This is a genomic window from Bacteroides celer, assembly GCF_002632415.2.
Classification (GTDB): domain Bacteria; phylum Bacteroidota; class Bacteroidia; order Bacteroidales; family Bacteroidaceae; genus Bacteroides.
The window spans coordinates 499246-519970 of sequence record NZ_CP178209.1 but is presented as its reverse complement, the minus strand read 5'-3'; the positions used below and the strand labels follow the sequence as shown (position 1 = coordinate 519970).

Genomic DNA, 20725 nt, shown 5'->3' with positions numbered 1-20725 from the left:
AACTAAACAACATAAAGGATATGAAACATCTTATCTATATAAGTTTGATTGCCTGTCTGTGCAGTTGCTCCGATTTTCTGGAAGAATACTCACAAGACACCTATTACGTTTCTTCGTACAAGGATTTGGATGAACTGCTGATAGGCGACTGCTATCTGCCCGTACAAGGGTCGAATTCGGCTGCCCTCACTACCAACATCGGATATTTTCTCCCATTCCTTGCCGATGAAATGGAAGAACACAATGCGGGATATTTCGACGACTACGGAAGTGAAGCTGTTTTATACGACGTCAAGGACAAAGTATTCGGTTGCTACACCTGGCAACAGCGAATCGGGCAAACTCCTTCATACAGCGGATACATCTCCGAAGACGATACATGGACGGAACTTTATCGGCTGATCAACGTGGCCAACAACATTCTTGGCAGTGTGGACAACGTGCCGCAGAGCAGCGAAGAAGACAGGCTGGGAGTCACCCGTGTGAAAGGAGAAACACATTTCCTGCGTGCCGCTTACTACTTCTGGCTGGCAAACCTGTACGGCAAACCTTACAACAAGGCGACGGCAACGTCCGACCTTGCCGTTCCTCTCAAAACGACAGAAAAAGTGGACGACAAGATTTACCAGAGAAATACCGTGCAAGAGGTCTATAGTCAGGTCTTGGCAGATTTGCAGGAAGCGGAAAAATGCCTGTCGCAGACAGAAAAGCCCAAATCCATCTACCGGGCAGACAGCACAACCGTACATCTGCTCGAAAGCCGTGTCTACCTGTACATGCAAAATTGGGAAATGGCAGCACACTATGCCGACAAGGTACTGAAAGCGCGCTCCACATTGACAGACATGAACACGACTGCACCGGCAAGCGGTTTCCTTTCTAAAACATCTAAAGAAACGCTCTTCTCAATGGGAGGCAATGACATTCCCTGCAACATGGCCTATGCCTGCCAATCATTCCGCGTAGCCAAAGAACTATATGACACGTATGAGGAAAACGATTTGCGCAAAAGCCAATGGTGGTGGACACGGAACGATTTTATCGGATACACCAAGACGGCTCACGGGAACAGAAATGAAGAACAATATATTGTGCCGGAACGAGACGACTATTATTGTTACGGATATAGCGATGGATACATACACTACATGGCAGAAGTTTCCGACAAATTCCTGTTCCGCACCGCGGAAGCCTATCTGAACAAGGCGGAAGCGGAAGCATATACCGGCAACGAAAGTGAGGCTCGTTCGGCTCTGAATACGCTTCGCCGGAATCGCTATGCGACAGGAAGCAACTACGAAGTGGCTGCCAGCGGGGAAGCATTGGTGAAAGCCATCCGCGAGGAACGCCGGAAGGAACTGGCTCTGGAAGGTCACCGCTGGTTTGACTTGCGCCGTTACATGGTCTGCGAAAAATATCCCGAGTCCAAGAAAATCACCCACAACTATACCTACTACACCGGACGTCTGGATGCAACCAAGGTGACGACCCATGTGTTCGTATTGGAAGCGTACGACCCGGCCTACACACTGCCCATCCCACAAGAGGTGATTGACTTCAATACCGGCATGACCAACAACGAACGTCCTTGGAGAAACTATACAGAGACAAACCCGAACTAAAAAAACAGATTGAATCATGAAATATCATACTTTACTTTTATATAGCTTGTGCCTGATGGGCCTGACAGCCTGTGGCAGTGAAGACGAACTGACCGCCATACCGGATACGATGACCGATTGCTTTGCTCCCGACCCCAACGCGACGGATGCGGAATCCGTACTACGACGGGAATTTTACCAGACAGAGAAATGTTATCTGCTTTTCAATGACACTCTCCGCCACGAAAAACATGGAACGGACTTCAACGGTGACGATTACTATTTCACCGAAACATTGGATATGGGATATATTTTGGGAAGCAGTACGACAGTAACCAACACCTATACGTATGAATATTTGCAGACTCTGGAGGAAAAAAAAGCTGTCGCTGCTTTTCTAAAAGAGTATGTGCTTCCGCACCTTCCCAACTTTCTTCGCCCGTTCTCATGGTTCGCGGTTTACTCTATCATGAACAATACCGAATATACGTATCCCGAAACATTGTACGGACAGCGAAGTGTTGCCATTGCAGTCGGCTATTCTTTTGAATATCTGACAACAGAGGAGAAACAGGCATTGGCTACCTCTATTCTGACAACGACACTAGGCGGTTCGTTGCAAGCACAAGAGACAACCCTCACTCCTTTCTATAACATCTGTAACGGATTATACGATGGAGATTTTATGATTGACGACCCCGAAGACCACGAACTTAACATGAAAGCACTGAATGAAGCCGGATTTCTGGTCGAAGGGTTATTCTGGGGAGTAATTCCCACTACGCAGCTATATCCCTCTAAAGCACAAGACTTGGTTTCTTTCACAGAACTCGTCATGAATCACCCCCGTCAAGAGGTAGAAGAACTGTATGCGGAATATCCCATAGTCATAGAGAAAGCGGAATTGCTAAGAACACTGATAGAAGAATTAGGTTACATTTATTAATAAAAAGAATCACATGAAACTATATAAAATAACAGTATGTCTGCTATGTACCTTGCTGGGAACAGCTTGCAGCAATGACGATGACAACACCTTGCCGACCGTGACTCCCGAAGCCACAGGAACTTTCACCGACGAAAGAGACGGTGCAGAATATCACTGGGTACGCATTGGCGGACTAGACTGGATGGTGGAAAACTTCCGTTATCAGCTGACCATCGAGGATGAATGGTACGGCACGATTATGGACGAAACCAAATGTTGCTATTACTTAGATTACAACGCTTATCAAAGCGGCAACATAGACGAAGATAAATGGTCTGCCAAATATGGGTATCTTTATACCCAACAGGGAGCACTGGAAGCTACCCCCGACGGATGGAGGCTACCTACCGATGAAGATTGGATGAGTCTGGAAAAAGCATTGGGTATGTCTCAAGCCGATGCGGATGCCGACGAATGGCGCGGCACCGTGACAGGACAATTGATGCGCCAGTCTTCCGAAGGCACTCTGTTGAATATGCTTATGGCCGGATACTATACCCAACATACCATCATGAGTACATCGGGCTACCGCTTCATGGGTTCGTACGGTTTCTATTGGACCGCCACAGCCGACCCATCCAAAGAAGGGGATTATTACTTCTATCGGAAACTATATTATCAATCTTCGCAAGTATATCGCCAAAGCATGGAACCGGATGCCAACAAATTGAGTGTCCGTTACGTACGAAACGCCCATTAATAGAGCAACAACATGAAAAAAATTCCTTTTCTTTTATCTGTCCTTTTCTTGAGCCTGCCTGTCTGGATGCAAGCACAGGAAAAAGGATTCGTGCTGAAAGGATGCCTTCCCGGAATGAGGGACGGTGTCAAAGTGGCACTCCTAAATTCCGAAAACCTTTCATCGGAAACCATCGTAGAAACAACGGCAAAGAACGGATGCTTCGAACTGCGGGGAAAAGTGGCACACCCTATTCTTTGTACACTGACTACCAACAATCTCGACCTCCTCGCACAGTATGCCCCCCATCCGGATTCTGTCAACACCGATTCTATCCGGTGGACGTACACTTCCGTCTTTTTGGATAATGCCGAGATGAAAGTGGAAGCCGCCCGATACAGCGACTTATTTACGGATTGGTCTGTCACTCCCTACTTCCGGATTACCGGTGGAGAGGTGCAGAATGACTTTAATGAATACAATTTATCCCTCTATCAGGCCTCCGACGGAAACCCGCAAAAAGACGATCAGACCGAAACGGAAAAGAGTTGGGATTTCATACTCTCACACCCTCATTCCGTCATCTCCGTCTATTTTGCGAACAATATGCTCCAAAGAGGATACGGACTGACGAAGGAACAGGTAGACAAGCTGGAGAAAGCCGTTGTTTCCGTTCCTGCCGACACGGCACGCTTCACGCTTTTCAAAAACCTGATTGAATATGCCAAACAGACTACGGTAGGTGCTCCGCTCGTCAACCTTGAACTGACAAGCACGGACGGAAAGACGGTCAATCTGGAAGACATTGTACCGAAAGACAAATTCGTATTGATTGACTTTTGGGCAAGCTGGTGCGGTATGTGCCTGTATGCCATGCCGGACATCAAAAAGTTGCAGGAACAATACCATGAACAGTTTGTCGTGATAGGAGTATCTTGCGACCGGGATGAGAAAGCTTGGAGAAACATGATGGAAAAGAAAAAAATGCCGTGGAAGCAATATCTGCTTAGCAAACAGGGATATGAAGATTTCTTCAAGAAGTATCGGGTAGGAAACAGCGTACCCTACTATACAATGATAGCACCGGACGGAAAAGTGATGAAAGCACCGTCAGGAGTGGAAGAAATCAGTACCATATTGAAACTTTATTGCAAATAAATAATTTAAAGAAAAAAAATGAGAACATTTACAATCACAGCGTTAACATGCCTTTCCGTGATAAGCGCATGCCAACAGACACCGGGCTACAAAATAACCGGTAACATCACCGGAGCTCAAGACGGAGACACAGTCATGCTATTGAAATTCGTAGGATGGAATCCCGACACATTGGCACAGACCGTTATAAAGAATAACGAATTTACATTTACCGGACGGCAGGACACGGCAGATATCCGCTATATCTCTTATATAAAAAACGGAGAAGGGAAAGCAGGAAGCCAACTTTTCCTTGAGAATGGGGATATACAAATCAACATCGACCCGAAATCTTTCACGCTCGATGTCAAAGGTACTCCTACCAATGAAGCATGGTGCGCCTTCTACAATGAAGACGAAAAGAGATGCGGCAAGAGTCTGGATCTTTATCGGGCATTGAACGACACGGTTCATCCGCTAGACTCCATCACAGCCAAACAGAAACAAACCGAAATGGAAGCTTTGGACAAAGAAACCCTTAAACACCGGATTCAGTTCTGCAAAGACAACATACAAAACGTGGCGGGAGTCTACACCCTGCTCTTCTCTTACATGAAAGATTTTGAAGAGGAAACGGTTGCCCAACTATTGGAACAGGCTCCTTCCATCTATTTCTCGGAAGACATCGCCTTCATCAAAGAAGAATTTGCCAACAAGAAAAAGACTGCCGTCGGTCAACCATTCATCGATTTCTCGCTCAATACTCCCGACGGGAAAAGCCTTAGCATAACGGAAATAGCCAATGCCAACAAAGTGATTATGATCGACTTCTGGGCAAGTTGGTGCGGACCTTGTCGTGCCGAGATGCCCAGTGTAAAGGCCGCTTATGAGAAATACCATCAAAAAGGGTTTGAAATCATCGGCGTTTCACTGGACAATAGCGAAGACGCATGGAAAAAAGCCATTGAAAGCCTCGGTCTGACATGGCCGCAAATATCCGACCTGAAAGGTTGGGAATGTGCAGGAGCCATGCAATATGGAGTAAGGTCCATCCCTGCCACTTTCCTCATTCAGAATGGCAAAATCATCGCAAAGGACTTGCGCGGAGAAGAGATTGAGAAGAAACTGGAAGAAATACTTTAATTCAACTTTTGCAAGTCGTGCCATCCGCACAGAAGGAGGAAAAGTTATCCAGAATACTTGCGAAACTACAATTATTCATGCGAATCAGCAGTTGATAAACATCAGCCTTTTCGCTTGTTAAAATGTTATTATTCAGTTAATTATCTCATAAATTAATTTTCTAATCTCCTTGAAAATCAGTATATTAGAAGAATAAAACCACTCATTGTTCTAATTATGATTCCCAAGGAGAAAGAATTAAAACTTATAAAAACATATATGTATATCTGCGATGTTTACGAGTTTTCACTCAAGTTCTACTGCCAGAGGTTCAGTAATAACAATCATCCAATCTTTACCGATCAGGAACTGCTTACTGTATATTTGTTCTGTGGAGCTTATCAGCAATACTTTAAAATCAAAGACATACATACCTTTACCAAGGAATACCTGCTTTCATGGTTCCCTGACTTGCCTTCTTACCAAACATTCAATTATAGATTGAATTTGATGCCGGAAGCAATCAGCGAACTCGTCAGGCAGTTAATCCATTCATTCAAACCTCAAGATTGTGACAGTATGAAATCATTAGTTGACTCGATGCCTATCATTACTTGCGCGGGAAAGAACAAAGTAGGAAAGGTAGCCACTGAGATTACTTCCAAAGGATATTGTTCGACAAAGAACATGTATTACTTCGGACTAAAACTCCATGCAGTGGCTTTCCGTAGAAAAGGAACTATACCTTTTCCTGAAATGCTCATACTTTCCGCTGCGGATGAAAATGACTCCACTGTATTCAAAAGAGAATGTGTGGGAAATCTGAACAATAGAGAAATATATGCCGATAAAATATATTCGGATATACCATTCTATAAAGAGACGAAAGAATACAAAAAACTCGAGCTATTTACTCCTGTAAAAGCTATCAAAGGAGAATCACCTGAAATAACAAAAAGGGAGAAAGCGGCAAGAGACTTGTTTTCAACGGCAGTCTCAAAAGTCAGACAACCCATTGAATCATTTTTCAACTGGTTGAATGAAAAAACAAATATTCAAAGAGCGATGAAAGTCAGATCTACATCTGGACTGCTGGTACATACGATGGGAAAAATTGCCATCGCATTGATTTATCTAATTTTTAACTAAGGAATCAACTACTGATTCGCATAATTCATTTATAAATTGAGCGTTCTTTAAAGGAAATCCCCTTATTCCACCATTCCTAACTGGAAGGACAGGAGGTTAATAAGGGGATTCGTATTTGAATAAAATTCTACATTCTGGAAGGTACTTCGATACCCAGCAAATTCATTCCCAAGCGAACAACTTTAGCTACATTAGCAGACAGAGCGATACGGAATACTTTCACTGCCTCATTCTCTTCGCGCAGAATACTATAGTCATGATAGAACTGATTGTATTCTTTCACCAAGTCATAAGTATAATTAGCAATAATAGACGGGCTGTAATCTTCACCGGCTTGTTTTACAACAGCAGCAAAGTCAGCAACCATCTGAATCAGCCCTTCTTCCTTTTCACTCAATTCAATACCAGCCGGAATCTGTTCAGGAATTACGATACCTGATTCGGCAGCTTTCCGAAGTACAGACTGGATACGTGCATAAGTATATTGAATAAACGGACCTGTATTACCATTGAAGTCGATAGATTCTTTCGGATTGAATGTCATATTCTTACGGGCATCGACTTTCAGAATGAAATATTTCAATGCTCCCAGACCCACAATACGGGCAATATCATCAGCTTCTTCCTGTGTCAAACCATCCAGTTTGCCTAGTTCTTGTGAAGTTTCTTTAGCAGTAGCAATCATTTCCTCCATCAAGTCGTCAGCATCAACTACCGTACCCTCACGGGATTTCATCTTACCTTCCGGCAGTTCCACCATTCCGTAAGAGAAGTGTACCAGACTCTTACCCCATTCGAAACCAAGTTTATCGAGCAAGATAGAAAGCACCTGGAAGTGATAGTTCTGTTCGTTACCTACTACATAAATCATCTTATTAATCGGGTAATCGGCAAAACGAAGTTTAGCCGTACCGATATCCTGAGTCATGTAGACAGAAGTACCGTCACCACGGAGAAGGAGCTTATGATCCAGTCCTTCGGCAGTCAGGTCGGCCCATACGGAACCGTCTTCTTTCTTGTAGAAGAAACCTTTTTCCAGACCTTCCATTACTTTTTCTTTTCCTTCGAGGTAAGTATTGGATTCGTAATAGATCTTGTCGAAGCTGACACCCATCTTCTTGTAGGTTTCGTCGAATCCTGCATATACCCAGTTGTTCATCATTTCCCACAATCCGCGTACTTCCGGATCACCGGCTTCCCACTTCACCAACATTTCGCGGGCCTCCTGCATCAATGGAGATTCAGCTTCAGCCTTTGCTTTCGCTTCATCGTCACTCATTCCCTGCGCTGTAAATTTAGCCATCAGCTCCTTTACTTCCGCTTTATAATGCTTATCGAAAGATACATAATAATCACCTACCAGGTGGTCACCCTTCTTACCCGAAGTTTCAGGAGTTTCACCGTTTCCGTATTCCTTCCATGCCAGCATGGACTTACAGATGTGGATACCACGGTCGTTTACAATATTTGTTTTGACTACCTTATTGCCGTTTGCCGCTACAATGTTAGCCAATGCGTTGCCTAAAAGGTTATTACGCACGTGTCCCAAGTGAAGCGGTTTATTTGTATTCGGAGAAGAATATTCAATCATCACCAATGGAGAAGCGTCAGTGACCTGCACTAAGCCGTACTGTTCATCTGCCTGAATCTCGTTCAGCAACTCAATCCATGTAGCCGATGCAATAGTCAGGTTCAAGAACCCTTTTATCACATTAAACGCTGCTACAGCTGGATCGTTTGCCTTCAGATATTCACCGATTTCCTGTGCCGTTTGCTCCGGTCCTTTTTTTGACATCTTCAGGAAAGGAAATACCACCAACGTCAAATGTCCTTCAAATTCTTTCTTCGTTTTTTGCAACTGCACCATCTTTTCAGGGACTTCCTGACCGTAAAGTGCTTTGAGTCCGCTGATAACGGACGCTACAAGTTTATCTTCTATCTTCATAATCAAGTTATTTCTTGCGCGCAAAGATACAAAAAAAGGAGACGCATCACGTCTCCTCTCTTAATTTCTTTCAACTATCTATCTTATTCAACAGCTGCAGATAATTCAGCACCAGCTTTAAATTTAGCTACTTTCTTAGCAGGAATAGTAATAGTTGCCTTTGTAGAAGGGTTAATACCAGTTCTTTCAGCTCTTTCGCTTACAGAGAAAGTACCAAAACCTACGAGAGATACTTTGTCACCAGCTTTCATAGCATTAGTAACTGAAGTGATGAAAGCATCAAGTGCTTTTTTTGCATCGGCTTTGCTCATTTGAGCTTCAGCAGCCATTGCACTAATAAGATCAGACTTATTCATAATACGTAAAATGATTAATTAATATATTTGTTACACAAAAGATTATCCCACAATGGATTGATTCCACAAATATAGCCGAACAAAACAACATATCAAATAAAAACATAAAAAAAACGCAGCAAATTATTGAAAAAGAGCTAATAGGAAGCGTTTTTCATGCTTTAAAACAGAATTTATTCGTACTTTTGCGTCTATTATCTAAATATTCAGAAATAAAAATGATGCCAACTGTAACTAAAAACCTGATAATTATCAATGTACTAGTATTTTTCGGGACAATCGTAGCCCAACGTTACGGCCTGGATTTAACGAATTATCTGGGATTACATTTTTTCCTCGCAAGTGACTTTAATCCGGCACAGCTTATCACTTATATGTTCATGCACGGCGGATTCAGCCACATTTTCTTTAATATGTTTGCCGTTTTTATGTTCGGACCGATTCTCGAACAAACCTGGGGACCCAAACGTTTCCTCTTTTACTATATTCTCTGCGGTATCGGTGCGGGACTTATCCAGGAAGGGGTACAGTATATTCAATATGTAACGGAACTTAGCCACTACGCACAAGTGAATATAGGTACAGGTGTTATCCCAATGGAAGAGTATCTGAACATGATGACCACCGTAGGTGCTTCGGGAGCCGTTTACGCCATATTGCTGGCATTCGGCATGTTATTTCCCAATAACCGGTTGTTTATCTTCCCGCTGCCATTTCCTATCAAAGCGAAGTTCTTCGTTATAGGATACGCCGCGATTGAATTATGGTCAGGACTTGCCAATAGCGCCGGAGACAATGTCGCTCACTTTGCTCACCTGGGAGGAATGTTATTTGGATTGATCCTGATTTTGTATTGGAGAAAAAAAAGCAATAACAATGGGACATATTATAGCTGATTTAAAGGAGACATTCAGAAGAGGAAATATTTTCATCCAACTGATTTATATCAACGTAGGCATCTTTGTGATTGGCACGTTGATTAACGTTTTCTTGCGACTGTTTGAAGTAAGTACCCCCGATATATTCGGTATATTTGCCCTGCCGGCATCCTTTATCGGATTTATTCATCAGCCGTGGTCGTTATTTACTTATATGTTTATGCATGCCGGTGTCCTGCATATTTTATTCAATATGCTCTGGCTGTATTGGTTCGGAAGTTTGTTTCTCTACTTTTTCTCGGCCAAACATTTAAGAGGACTATATGTATTAGGAGGTATCTGTGGAGGTTTACTGTATATGGTTGCCTACAATGTATTTCCTTTATTCAGTTCGCAAGTAGCGGGTGCAACATTGGTAGGAGCATCAGCTTCCGTATTAGCCATCGTAGCTGCTACGGCTTATCGTGAACCAAATTACAGGGTGCAACTTTTTCTTTTCGGTGCTATCCGTCTCAAATATCTGGCACTGGTTGTTATCGGAATCGATGTATTATCCATCACCTCAAGTAATGCCGGAGGACATATCGCCCACCTGGGCGGTGCTCTTGCAGGACTTTGGTTTGCCGCCAGCCTAAGTAAAGGAACTGATTTGACTTCCTGGATCAACTGGATTCTGGATGGTTTCACTTCCTTGTTTCAAAAGAAAACATGGAAACGGAAACCGAAAATGAAGGTACACTATGGAAACAGTGCCATCGGTCGCGAGAAGGATTATGATTACAATGCCCACAAAAAAGCACAGTCTGATGAAGTGGACCGTATTTTGGAAAAACTAAAGAAATCCGGTTACGACAGTCTGACAACTGAAGAAAAGAAAAGCTTGTTCGACGCAAGCAAAAGATAAAAGAATGGAACATATTGGCAAATTTGTCGCATATCTGATACTTGCTGTCAACGCTCTCTTCGTGGGAACGTTGATATTAAGCGCTTATAGCCCTTACCTTAACCCGAAAATAAACCCACTTGCTTCCAGCTTGGGACTTGCATTTCCGATATTCCTGACGATTAATCTGATTTTTATCGGCTTCTGGGCATTTGTCAATTACCGCTATGCGCTCTTGCCTGCCATCGGTTTTCTAATTTGTATTCCGCAGATACGGACTTATATTCCTTTTAACTCCACCACTAAAACCATACCGGAAGGAAGCATCAAAATCCTATCCTACAACGTAATGAGTTTCAACAATTTGGAGAAGAAAGATGGAAAAAACCCGGTATTGTCTTATCTTGTAGATAGTAACGCCGATATTATCTGTCTGCAAGAATATAACACCGCTACCAACAAGAAATACCTGACGGAACAGGACATTAAAAAAGCATTGAAAGCCTATCCTTACCAATCCGTCCACCAACAAGGGAAAGGAGATGTGCAACTTGCCTGTTTCTCTAAGTTCCCCATACTCTCGATACATCCCATCGAATATGAAAGTAATTATAACGGCTCCATGAAATATGTACTGAATGTGAATAACGACACTCTTACATTAATCAACAACCACCTGGAATCCAACAAGCTCACCAAAGAAGACAGAGGGATGTATGAGGATATGATTAAAGACCCGAATGCCAAGAAAGTAAAAACCGGACTTAGGCAATTAATAAGAAAACTGGCGGAAGCATCGGCTATCCGGGCTACACAAGCAGATTCTGTGGCTAAAACCATTGCAGAAAGTAAATATCCGACAACCATAGTATGCGGCGATTTCAACGACGGTTCTATCTCATATACCCATCGCATCCTGACTCAAAAACTAGACGATGCATTCACACAGTCCGGTAAAGGATTGGGGATTTCCTACAATCAGAACAAGTTCTATTTCCGCATAGACAATATCTTGATCAGCCCCAACCTGAAAGCCTACAATTGCACAGTAGACCGGTCTATCAAGGCATCAGACCATTACCCGATCTGGTGCTATATCAGTAAACGATAAGAACTGAAAACTCTAATAAAAAACACTTATGATGATTAAAAAGACACTAACCATTTTAGCAGTAAGTTGTATGATGTACTCCTGTGCTACGAAAACAGAAAGCAATCCTTTCTTTACAGAGTTTCAAACCGAGTATGGTGTTCCTTCTTTCGACAAGATTAAATTAGAGCACTATGAACCTGCCTTTCTAAAAGGTATAGAAGAACAGAATCAAAATATCGAAGCCATCATCGAAAGCCCGGAAATTCCGACATTCGAAAATACGATTGTGGCTTTGGATAACAGCGCACCCATCTTAGACCGGGTAAGCATCATTTTCTTCAATATGACAGATGCGGAAACTACTGATTCGCTGACCGCACTTTCCATCAAACTGGCACCGGTTCTTTCGGAACATAATGACAATATCTCCCTGAATGGGAAACTATTCAAACGGGTGAACGATGTCTACCAAAAGAAAGATTCATTGAACCTGACGTCGGAACAAGAACGTCTGCTGGACAAGACTTATAAAAGATTTATCCGTTCCGGAGCGAACCTTGGCGAAAAGGACCAAACTCGTCTCCGCGAAATCAACAAGGAGCTTTCTACACTTGGCATCACTTTCAGCAACAATGTGCTGAATGAGAATAATGCCTTCCAACTTTTCGTTGACAAGGAAGAAGATCTGGCAGGATTGCCTGAATGGTTCCGCCAAAGTGCGGCCGAAGAAGCGAAAGCAGCCGGACAACCGGGAAAATGGTTGTTCACCCTGCACAATGCCAGCCGTCTGCCTTTCCTGCAATATTCTGAAAATCGCCCGCTCCGGGAGCAAATATACAAAGCTTATATCAACCGCGGCAACAACAACGACGGAAACGATAACAAGGAAAACATCCGCAAGATCGTTTCTCTCCGCCTGGAAAAAGCGAACTTATTAGGTTTCGACTGTTATGCAAACTTCGTCCTGGATGAAACCATGGCAAAGAACGCCAACAACGTAATGAGCCTTTTAAATAACCTCTGGAGCTACGCACTGCCAAAAGCAAAAGCAGAAGCTACCGAACTTCAGAAATTAATGGATAAGGAAGGAAAAGGAGAAAAACTGGAAGCATGGGACTGGTGGTATTATACCGAAAAACTACGGAAAGAAAAATACAACCTGTCTGAAGAGGATACAAAACCTTACTTCAAACTGGAGAATGTACGCGATGGCGCTTTCGCCGTAGCCAACAAATTATATGGCATCACCCTAAGCAAACTGGAAGGCATACCAACTTATCACCCTGATGTAGAAGTCTTTGAAGTGAAAGACGCAGACGGTTCCCAGCTCGGTATCTTCTATGTAGACTATTTCCCACGTCCCGGGAAAAGCGGTGGTGCATGGATGAGCAACTATCGTGAGCAACACGGAACAACCCGTCCGTTGGTATGCAACGTTTGCAGCTTTACCAAGCCGGTAGGCGACACCCCCTCTTTATTGACCATGGATGAAGTGGAAACCCTGTTTCACGAATTTGGTCACGCTCTGCACGGACTGCTGACAAAATGTGAATACAAAGGAACATCGGGAACCAACGTGGTACGCGACTTTGTAGAGCTTCCTTCTCAAATCAACGAACACTGGGCGACTGAACCCGAAGTGCTGAAAATGTATGCCAAACATTATCAGACAGGAGAAGTGATACCCGACGAAATCATCGAGAAGATACTGCAACAGAAAACTTTCAACCAGGGCTTCATGACCACCGAATTACTGGCTGCCGCCATCCTCGACATGAACCTGCACACGATGACAGATGTAAAGAATCTGGATATGCTTGCATTCGAAAAAGAAGCGATGGACAAGCTTAATTTGATTCCCGAAATAGCACCGCGTTATCGCGTGACTTACTTCAATCATATCATTGGCGGATACGCAGCCGGATACTATAGTTACCTATGGGCCAACGTATTGGACAATGATGCTTTCGAAGCTTTCAAAGAACATGGTATTTTTGATAAAAACACCGCCGACCTGTTCCGCCATAACGTATTGGAGAAGGGAGACAGCGAAGACCCGATGGTGCTTTATAAGAATTTCCGTGGAGCGGAACCAAGCCTGGAACCACTACTGAAAAACAGAGGAATGAAATAATTCAGCAAAAAAGCCCTTAAACATCAAATATTTGAGGGCTTATTACACATGAATGTGAAAAAAAAACTATATTTGCAGCCTTGTATGCGGCAAAAAGAACTTGTGTACGACAGAATTTAACTGAAAATTAAATTAAAAAAGTAATCATCATAAATTAAAAGTAAAATGCAAAACAAAGGATTTGTAAAGGTTTTTGCGGTATTACTCACACTGGTATGTGTGTTCTATCTCTCCTTCTCCTTCGTAACACGCCATTATACCAACAAGGCGAAAGAAATTGCGAACGGCGACCCGAAAGTGGAACAAGACTACCTCGACTCTCTCTCCAATGAGAAAGTGTGGTTGGGTAACTGGACGCTGAAACAATGTCGTGAGATGGAGATTAGTTTAGGTTTGGACCTAAAAGGTGGTATGAACGTTATCCTTGAAGTTTCTGTACCTGATGTTATCAAAGCACTGGCTGACAACAAGCCGGATGAAGCTTTCAACAATGCATTGGCAGAAGCTGCAAAACAGGCTGTAAACAGCCAGGATGATATCATCACGCTATTTGTCAGAGAATACCACAAAGCTGCTCCTAACGCAAAACTTTCCGAACTCTTCGCAACACAACAGTTGAAAGACAAAGTTAACCAGAAATCATCGGATGCAGAAGTTGAAAAAGTATTGAGAGCAGAAGTAAAAGCTGCTGTTGAAAACTCATATAACGTACTTCGTACACGTATCGACCGTTTCGGTGTTGTTCAGCCGAATATCCAGAGCCTGGAAGACAAAATGGGTCGTATCATGGTGGAATTGCCGGGTATCAAAGAGCCGGAACGTGTGAGAAAACTTCTCCAAGGTTCTGCTAACCTGGAATTCTGGGAAACTTATACAGCTAAAGAAGTTCTTCCTGCCATGCAATCTGCTGATGCTAAATTGCGTGCTGTATTAGCGCAGGAGACAGATGCAGACTCTACCGCTGTAGATTCCACCAAAGAAGCTCCGCTTGCAGAAGCTACTCCGGCCAAGAAAAGCGTAAGTGCTGCCGACAGTCTTGCTGCTGCCCTGAAAGGAGATGCTACAACTACTGAAGATAATTCAACAGCTAACCTGGCAGAAATTAAAAAGCAATACCCTCTGTTGGCTATCCTGCAGTTGAACTCTAGCGGACAAGGTCCTGTGATCGGTTACGCTAACTACAAAGACACTGCTGATATCAACAAATATCTGGCTATGCCGGAAGTTAAAGCAGAACTCCCGAAAGACCTTCATTTGAAATGGGGTGTTTCTCCTTCTGAATTTGACAAGAAAGGACAGACGTTCGAATTATATGCTATCAAGTCTACCGAACGCAACGGTAAAGCTCCGTTGGAAGGTGATGTAGTAACAGACGCGAAAGATGAATTTGACCAATACAGCAAACCGGCTGTCAGCATGACTATGAACTCTGACGGTGCACGTCGTTGGGCACAGTTGACTAAACAAAACATCGGTCGTTCTATCGCTATCGTTCTTGATAACTATGTATATTCTGCACCAAACGTAAACTCTGAAATCACAGGTGGACGTTCACAGATTACAGGTCATTTCACTCCTGAACAGGCAAAAGACTTAGCAAACGTATTGAAATCAGGTAAGATGCCGGCTCCGGCTCACATCGTACAGGAAGATATCGTTGGTCCGTCATTGGGTCAGGAATCTATCAATGCAGGTGTATTCTCATTCGTAGTGGCTCTGATTCTGTTGATGATCTATATGTGTATGATGTACGGCTTCATACCGGGTATGATTGCCAATGGTGCATTGTTCCTGAACTTCTTCTTCGTATTAGGTGTCCTCTCCTCCTTCCAGGCAGCATTGACAATGTCCGGTATTGCCGGTATGGTGTTGTCACTAGGTATGGCAGTGGATGCGAACGTACTTATCTACGAACGTACTAAAGAAGAACTTCGTGCCGGTAAAGGTGTGAAGAAAGCACTTGCTGACGGTTATTCCAACGCATTCTCCGCTATCTTCGACTCGAACCTGACATCCATCATCACAGGTGTCATTCTGTTTAACTTCGGTACCGGTCCGATCCGTGGTTTTGCTACGACATTGATTATCGGTATTCTAGTATCCTTCTTCACCGCTGTGTTCATGACTCGTATAGTTTACGAACACTTCATGAACAAGGACAAACTGTTGAACCTTACATTCACAACCCCTGTTTCAAGAAACTTGATGACCAACACACGTTTTGATTTTATGGGAACAAACAAAAAATCCCTTATCATCACTGTAGCCATCATCCTCGTTTGTATCGGTTCATTTGCCATGCGTGGTTTAAGTCAGAGTATCGACTTTACCGGTGGACGTAATTTCAAAGTACAATTCGAGAATCCGGTAGAACCCGAACAGATTCGTGAATTGATCTCCAGCAAGTTCGGTGATGCTAACGTTAGTGTTATCGCTATCGGTACAGACAAGAAAACTGTACGTATCAGTACCAACTACCGTATTGAAGATGCAGGAAACGATGTTGACTCTCAAATCGAAGCATACTTATATGAGACTTTGAAACCTGTGCTGACTCAAAACATCACTCTAGCTACCTTTATCGACCGTGATAATCACACTGGTGGTAGTATTGTAAGTTCTCAAAAAGTGGGTCCAAGTATCGCAGACGATATCAAGACAGGTGCTATTTATTCTGTAGTATTGGCATTGATTGCTATCGGTCTGTATATCTTAATCCGTTTCCGCAACATCGCATATAGTATTGGCTCTATCGTAGCTCTATCGTGCGATACCATCATGATTATCGGTGCTTACTCATTGTTATGGGGCATCGTTCCATTCTCACTGGAAATCGATCAAACATTCATTGGGGCTATCCTGACAGCTATCGGTTACTCTATCAATGACAAGGTGGTAATCTTCGACCGTGTGCGTGAGTTCTTCGGCCTGTATCCGAAACGTGACAAACGTCAGTTGTTCAACGATTCATTGAACACTACACTTGCACGTACTATCAATACATCATTAAGTACATTGATCGTATTGCTGTGTATCTTCATCCTTGGCGGTGATTCAATCCGCAGCTTTGCATTCGCAATGATCTTGGGTGTTGTTATCGGTACATTGTCATCACTGTTCATTGCATCTCCGATTGCATACAACATGATGAAGAACAAAAAAGTTGTACCAGTAACTACGGAAGAATAATAAATTCCAGAAATAGAAAAAGCCTCTTCCGAACAATTCGGTAGAGGCTTTTTCTATTGATTATTAAAACAAATAGAAGCTATAAGACGTTCATCTTAAAAGAAGCCATTGTTAAACTTAAAACCAGATACAGCATGAAAGCAAACCAAAACAACTTCTCACAGATTCTCCGTAGTAGCCCCGAGGGGAATCGAACCCCTATCTAAAGTTTAGGAAACTTCTATTCTATCCGTTGAACTACAAGGCCGCTTCAAATTTGCTTGCAAAGATAACGGTTTCTGTCGATTTAACAAGAATAAAAATACAGGTTCCTTTCAGATATTTCAAATAATTGGCGTCAATAGGACAATAAAGTTCGATTTATTTTGATAATTCGATTAACTTTCCGACCTTTGCGCTCACAAATTGAAAGTAAAATCAGTTTTTAAATTAAATATAGTAATTAAAGTTATGGCAGACGAAATGATGGTTAAAGAATTGGAGGAAGTAGTAGTACGTTTCTCCGGCGACTCCGGCGACGGTATGCAGCTGGCCGGCAACATCTTCTCGAACGTGTCGGCTACGGTAGGAAATGACATCTGTACATTCCCCGACTACCCGGCAGACATCCGCGCCCCGCAAGGTTCACTGACCGGTGTTTCCGGTTTTCAGGTCCACATCGGTGCCGGACAGGTTTACACTCCCGGAGACCGTTGCCACGTATTAGTGGCTATGAATCCTTCCGCACTGAAAACACAAATCAAATTCTGTAAACCGCAAGGACTTATCATTACCGACTCCGACTCATTCGAAGCCAGAGATTTGGAAAAAGCACAATTCAAGACTGACAATCCTTTTGAGGAATTAGGCATAAAACAGGAAGTGCTGGAAGTTCCCATCTCTTCCATGTGTAAAGAGAGCCTGAAAGACTCCGGACTAGACAATAAATCAGCACTCCGTTGTAAGAACATGTTCGCACTCGGACTGGTTTGCTGGTTGTTCAACCGCAACCTTGCCGCTGCTGAAAAAATGTTGCGTGAGAAATTCGCCAAGAAACCCGAAATTGCAGAAGCTAATATTAAGGTATTGAACGATGGTTTCAACTATGGTGCCAACACACATGCTTCTGTCTCTACTTATAAAATTGAAAGTAAAGCTCCGAAATCAAAAGGACTTTATACAGATATCAACGGAAATAAAGCAACGGCTTATGGCTTGATTGCTGCTGCCGAGAAAGCAGGTCTGGAACTCTATCTGGGTTCTTATCCTATCACTCCGGCCACTGATATTCTGCACGAATTAGCTAAACATAAATCACTGGGAGTAAAAACCGTACAGTGCGAAGATGAAATCGCAGGTTGTGCTTCTGCCGTTGGTGCCGCTTTTGCCGGTGCTTTGGCTGTAACGACTACTTCCGGCCCCGGTATCTGTTTGAAAAGTGAGGCTATGAACCTTGCTGTAATTGGCGAACTTCCATTGGTGATTGTGAATGTGCAACGTGGCGGTCCGTCAACAGGTTTGCCTACTAAATCAGAACAGACAGACTTATTGCAGGCACTTTACGGACGCAATGGTGAAAGTCCGATGCCGGTGATTGCCGCAACTTCACCGACAAACTGTTTCGATGCCGCATACATGGCATGTAAGATTGCTCTGGAACACATGACTCCGGTTGTACTGCTGACAGATGCTTTCGTTGCTAACGGCTCGGCTGCCTGGAAACTTCCTAACTTAAACGAATATCCTGCCATCAATCCTCCATACGTGACTCCGGACATGGCTGGTAACTGGACTCCATACCAACGCAATGAAGAAACCGGTGCACGCTACTGGGCGATTCCGGGAACTGAAGGATTCATGCACCGCATCGGTGGTCTTGAAAAGAGCAATGAAACAGGTGCAATCTCTACCGAACCTGAAAACCATAATAAGATGGTTCATCTCCGCCAAGCTAAAGTGGATAAGATTGCAGACTATATCCCCAAACTCGAAGTACTGGGTGATGAAGATGCAGATTTACTGATTGTTGGTTGGGGCGGCACGTATGGTCATCTCCGTCTGGCTATGGACTTTATGCGCGATCATGGAAAGAAAGTGGCTTTCGCACACTTCCAGTACATCAACCCGCTGCCAAAGAATACAGCCGATGTATTGCGTAGATACAAGAAGATCGTAGTAGCTGAACAGAATTTGGGACAATTCGCAGGTTTTTTACGGATGAAGATACCCGGATTGAACATCAGCCAGTTCAACCAAGTGAAAGGACAACCTTTCGTTACGAGAGAATTGATAGATGCATTCACTAAATTATTGGAGGAATAAAAGATGAGCGATAAAGTATATACCGTACAAGATTATAAATCAGGCCAACCTCGCTGGTGTCCGGGATGCGGTGACCACGCTTTCCTGAACTCACTGCACAAAGCTATGGCCGAATTGGGAGTAGCTCCGCACAATATTGCCGTCATTTCCGGTATCGGTTGTTCTTCCCGCCTGCCCTACTATGTAAATACGTATGGCTTCCACACGATTCACGGACGTGCCGCTGCTGTTGCAACAGGTGCAAAAGTGGCCAACCCTGATTTGACAATCTGGCAAATTTCCGGTGACGGTGATGGTCTGGCAATTGGTGGTAACCACTTCATCCACGCATTACGCCGTAACATCGATTTGAATATGATCCTGCTGAACAACCGTATCTACGGTTTGACAAAGGGACAATATTCACCGACTTCGGAGCGTGGACTTGTAACTAAATCATCTCCTTACGGTACCGTAGAAGATCCATTCCATCCGGCAGAACTTGCTTTTGGTGCCCGTGGACATTTCTTTGCACGTTGTATTGCAGTAGACGGTGCCGCTTCTGTAGAGGTATTGAAAGCTGCCGCTAATCACAAAGGCGCCTCTGTTGTAGAAGTTCTGCAAAACTGCGTGATCTTCAACGATGGAACTCATGCTTCTGTAGCCACCAAAGAAGGACGTGCCAAGAACGCTATCTATCTGGAACATGGCAAACCCATGTTGTTCGGTGAAAACAAGGAATTCGGATTGATGCAGGAAGGTTTCGGACTGAAAGTGGTGAAACTTGGTGAAAATGGTATCACAGAAAAAGATATTCTTATTCACGACGCACACTGCCAAGATAATACGCTTCAACTGAAGCTGGCTTTGATGGAAGGTCCCGACTTCCCGATTGCACTCGGTGTAATCCGTGATGTAGACGCTCCAACTTACAACGATGCTGTCGTTGAACAAATCGAAGAAATCAAAGGCAAGAAGAAATATCACAATTTCCAGGAGCTGTTGATGACTAATGAGACTTGGGAAGTGAAGTAATTCACTGCTTATCAATAATATAAAAGCTGGAGGAAGGATAAAACAATCCCTTTCTCCAGCTTTCATTATAAATACACCTCAAGTTTGCTTAAAGGTCATCTTCAGTCATCCCACAGCATACTGGGCGTCACCCCACAAGCCGTGATTTGTTTCATTCCATGAAACCATTTGTTTCTCACCGAGAAACGAAATGTTTCAAGCAGGGAAACAAAGTGTTTCACGCCGAGAAACAAACAGTTCCAAACAGGGTTGGAAC

15 protein-coding genes and 1 tRNA gene are annotated in these 20725 nt (G+C 43.4%); 13 read left to right on the top strand and 3 right to left on the bottom strand.

What is annotated here, in order from left to right:
* Positions 1–20 precede the first annotated feature (20 nt).
* The 6 genes from CJF29_RS01650 to CJF29_RS01625 all read left to right on the top strand — a co-directional run bounded on the left by CJF29_RS01650 (position 21) and on the right by CJF29_RS01625 (position 6676).
* Positions 21–1622 carry a RagB/SusD family nutrient uptake outer membrane protein gene (locus tag CJF29_RS01650; RefSeq protein WP_081353372.1) on the top strand — a complete coding sequence of 534 codons (1602 nt, stop codon included), beginning with the start codon at positions 21–23 and terminating at the stop codon, positions 1620–1622.
* Positions 1623–1638: 16 nt separating this feature from the next.
* Positions 1639–2547 carry a hypothetical protein gene (locus tag CJF29_RS01645; protein ID WP_074558704.1) on the top strand — a complete coding sequence of 303 codons (909 nt, stop codon included), beginning with the start codon at positions 1639–1641 and terminating at the stop codon, positions 2545–2547.
* 13 nt (positions 2548–2560) lie between these two features.
* Entirely contained in the window at positions 2561–3289 is a 729-nt protein-coding gene (locus tag CJF29_RS01640; protein WP_099145708.1) for a fibrobacter succinogenes major paralogous domain-containing protein, read from the top strand.
* 12 nt (positions 3290–3301) lie between these two features.
* Positions 3302–4426, top strand: a complete 1125-nt coding sequence (locus CJF29_RS01635; protein ID WP_099145707.1) for a TlpA disulfide reductase family protein — start codon at positions 3302–3304, stop codon at positions 4424–4426.
* 18 nt (positions 4427–4444) lie between these two features.
* Entirely contained in the window at positions 4445–5548 is a 1104-nt protein-coding gene (locus CJF29_RS01630; protein ID WP_074558709.1) for a TlpA disulfide reductase family protein, read from the top strand.
* Between the two features lie 258 nt (positions 5549–5806).
* Positions 5807–6676 (top strand): transposase, encoded by an 870-nt coding sequence (locus CJF29_RS01625; RefSeq protein WP_099146221.1) that lies wholly within the window; start codon positions 5807–5809, stop codon positions 6674–6676.
* 127 nt (positions 6677–6803) lie between these two features.
* On the opposite strand, the gene argS is transcribed toward CJF29_RS01625, so the two are convergent.
* Together argS and CJF29_RS01615 are read right to left on the bottom strand one after the other, a co-directional pair.
* On the bottom strand, positions 6804–8621 hold the full coding sequence (gene argS / locus CJF29_RS01620) for an arginine--tRNA ligase (RefSeq protein ID WP_099146191.1): 1818 nt from the start codon (positions 8619–8621) through the stop codon (positions 6804–6806).
* A gap of 83 nt (positions 8622–8704) precedes the next feature.
* Entirely contained in the window at positions 8705–8977 is a 273-nt protein-coding gene (locus CJF29_RS01615; RefSeq protein WP_004296482.1) for an HU family DNA-binding protein, read from the bottom strand.
* Between the two features lie 221 nt (positions 8978–9198).
* Here CJF29_RS01615 and CJF29_RS01610 point away from each other — a divergent pair, with 221 nt between their 5' ends.
* From CJF29_RS01610 to secDF, 5 genes are all read left to right on the top strand, one after another.
* Positions 9199–9873: a rhomboid family intramembrane serine protease gene (locus CJF29_RS01610; RefSeq protein ID WP_008776855.1), complete on the top strand. Its 675-nt coding sequence runs from the start codon at positions 9199–9201 to the stop codon at positions 9871–9873.
* Complete coding sequence (locus CJF29_RS01605; protein ID WP_099146192.1) at positions 9854–10759, top strand: rhomboid family protein; 906 nt, start codon at positions 9854–9856, stop codon at positions 10757–10759. The genes CJF29_RS01610 and CJF29_RS01605 overlap by 20 nt, the downstream gene beginning before the upstream one ends.
* A 4-nt stretch (positions 10760–10763) precedes the next feature.
* Entirely contained in the window at positions 10764–11849 is a 1086-nt protein-coding gene (locus CJF29_RS01600; RefSeq protein WP_004296485.1) for an endonuclease/exonuclease/phosphatase family protein, read from the top strand.
* A 31-nt stretch (positions 11850–11880) separates the two neighbouring features.
* Positions 11881–13965: a M3 family metallopeptidase gene (locus CJF29_RS01595; protein ID WP_085930438.1), complete on the top strand. Its 2085-nt coding sequence runs from the start codon at positions 11881–11883 to the stop codon at positions 13963–13965.
* A gap of 165 nt (positions 13966–14130) precedes the next feature.
* Positions 14131–17154 carry a protein translocase subunit SecDF gene (gene secDF, locus CJF29_RS01590; RefSeq protein ID WP_099146193.1) on the top strand — a complete coding sequence of 1008 codons (3024 nt, stop codon included), beginning with the start codon at positions 14131–14133 and terminating at the stop codon, positions 17152–17154.
* A 175-nt stretch (positions 17155–17329) separates the two neighbouring features.
* On the opposite strand, the gene CJF29_RS01585 is transcribed toward secDF, so the two are convergent.
* Positions 17330–17401: transfer RNA gene (locus CJF29_RS01585), tRNA-Arg, on the bottom strand.
* 203 nt (positions 17402–17604) lie between these two features.
* Here CJF29_RS01585 and CJF29_RS01580 point away from each other — a divergent pair.
* Both CJF29_RS01580 and CJF29_RS01575 read left to right on the top strand, forming a co-directional pair.
* A complete protein-coding gene (locus tag CJF29_RS01580) occupies positions 17605–19455 on the top strand; it encodes a 2-oxoacid:acceptor oxidoreductase subunit alpha (RefSeq protein ID WP_074558009.1) in 1851 nt (616 codons plus the stop codon).
* 3 nt (positions 19456–19458) lie between these two features.
* Positions 19459–20469: a 2-oxoacid:ferredoxin oxidoreductase subunit beta gene (locus CJF29_RS01575; protein WP_099146194.1), complete on the top strand. Its 1011-nt coding sequence runs from the start codon at positions 19459–19461 to the stop codon at positions 20467–20469.
* Positions 20470–20725: the final 256 nt, after the last annotated feature.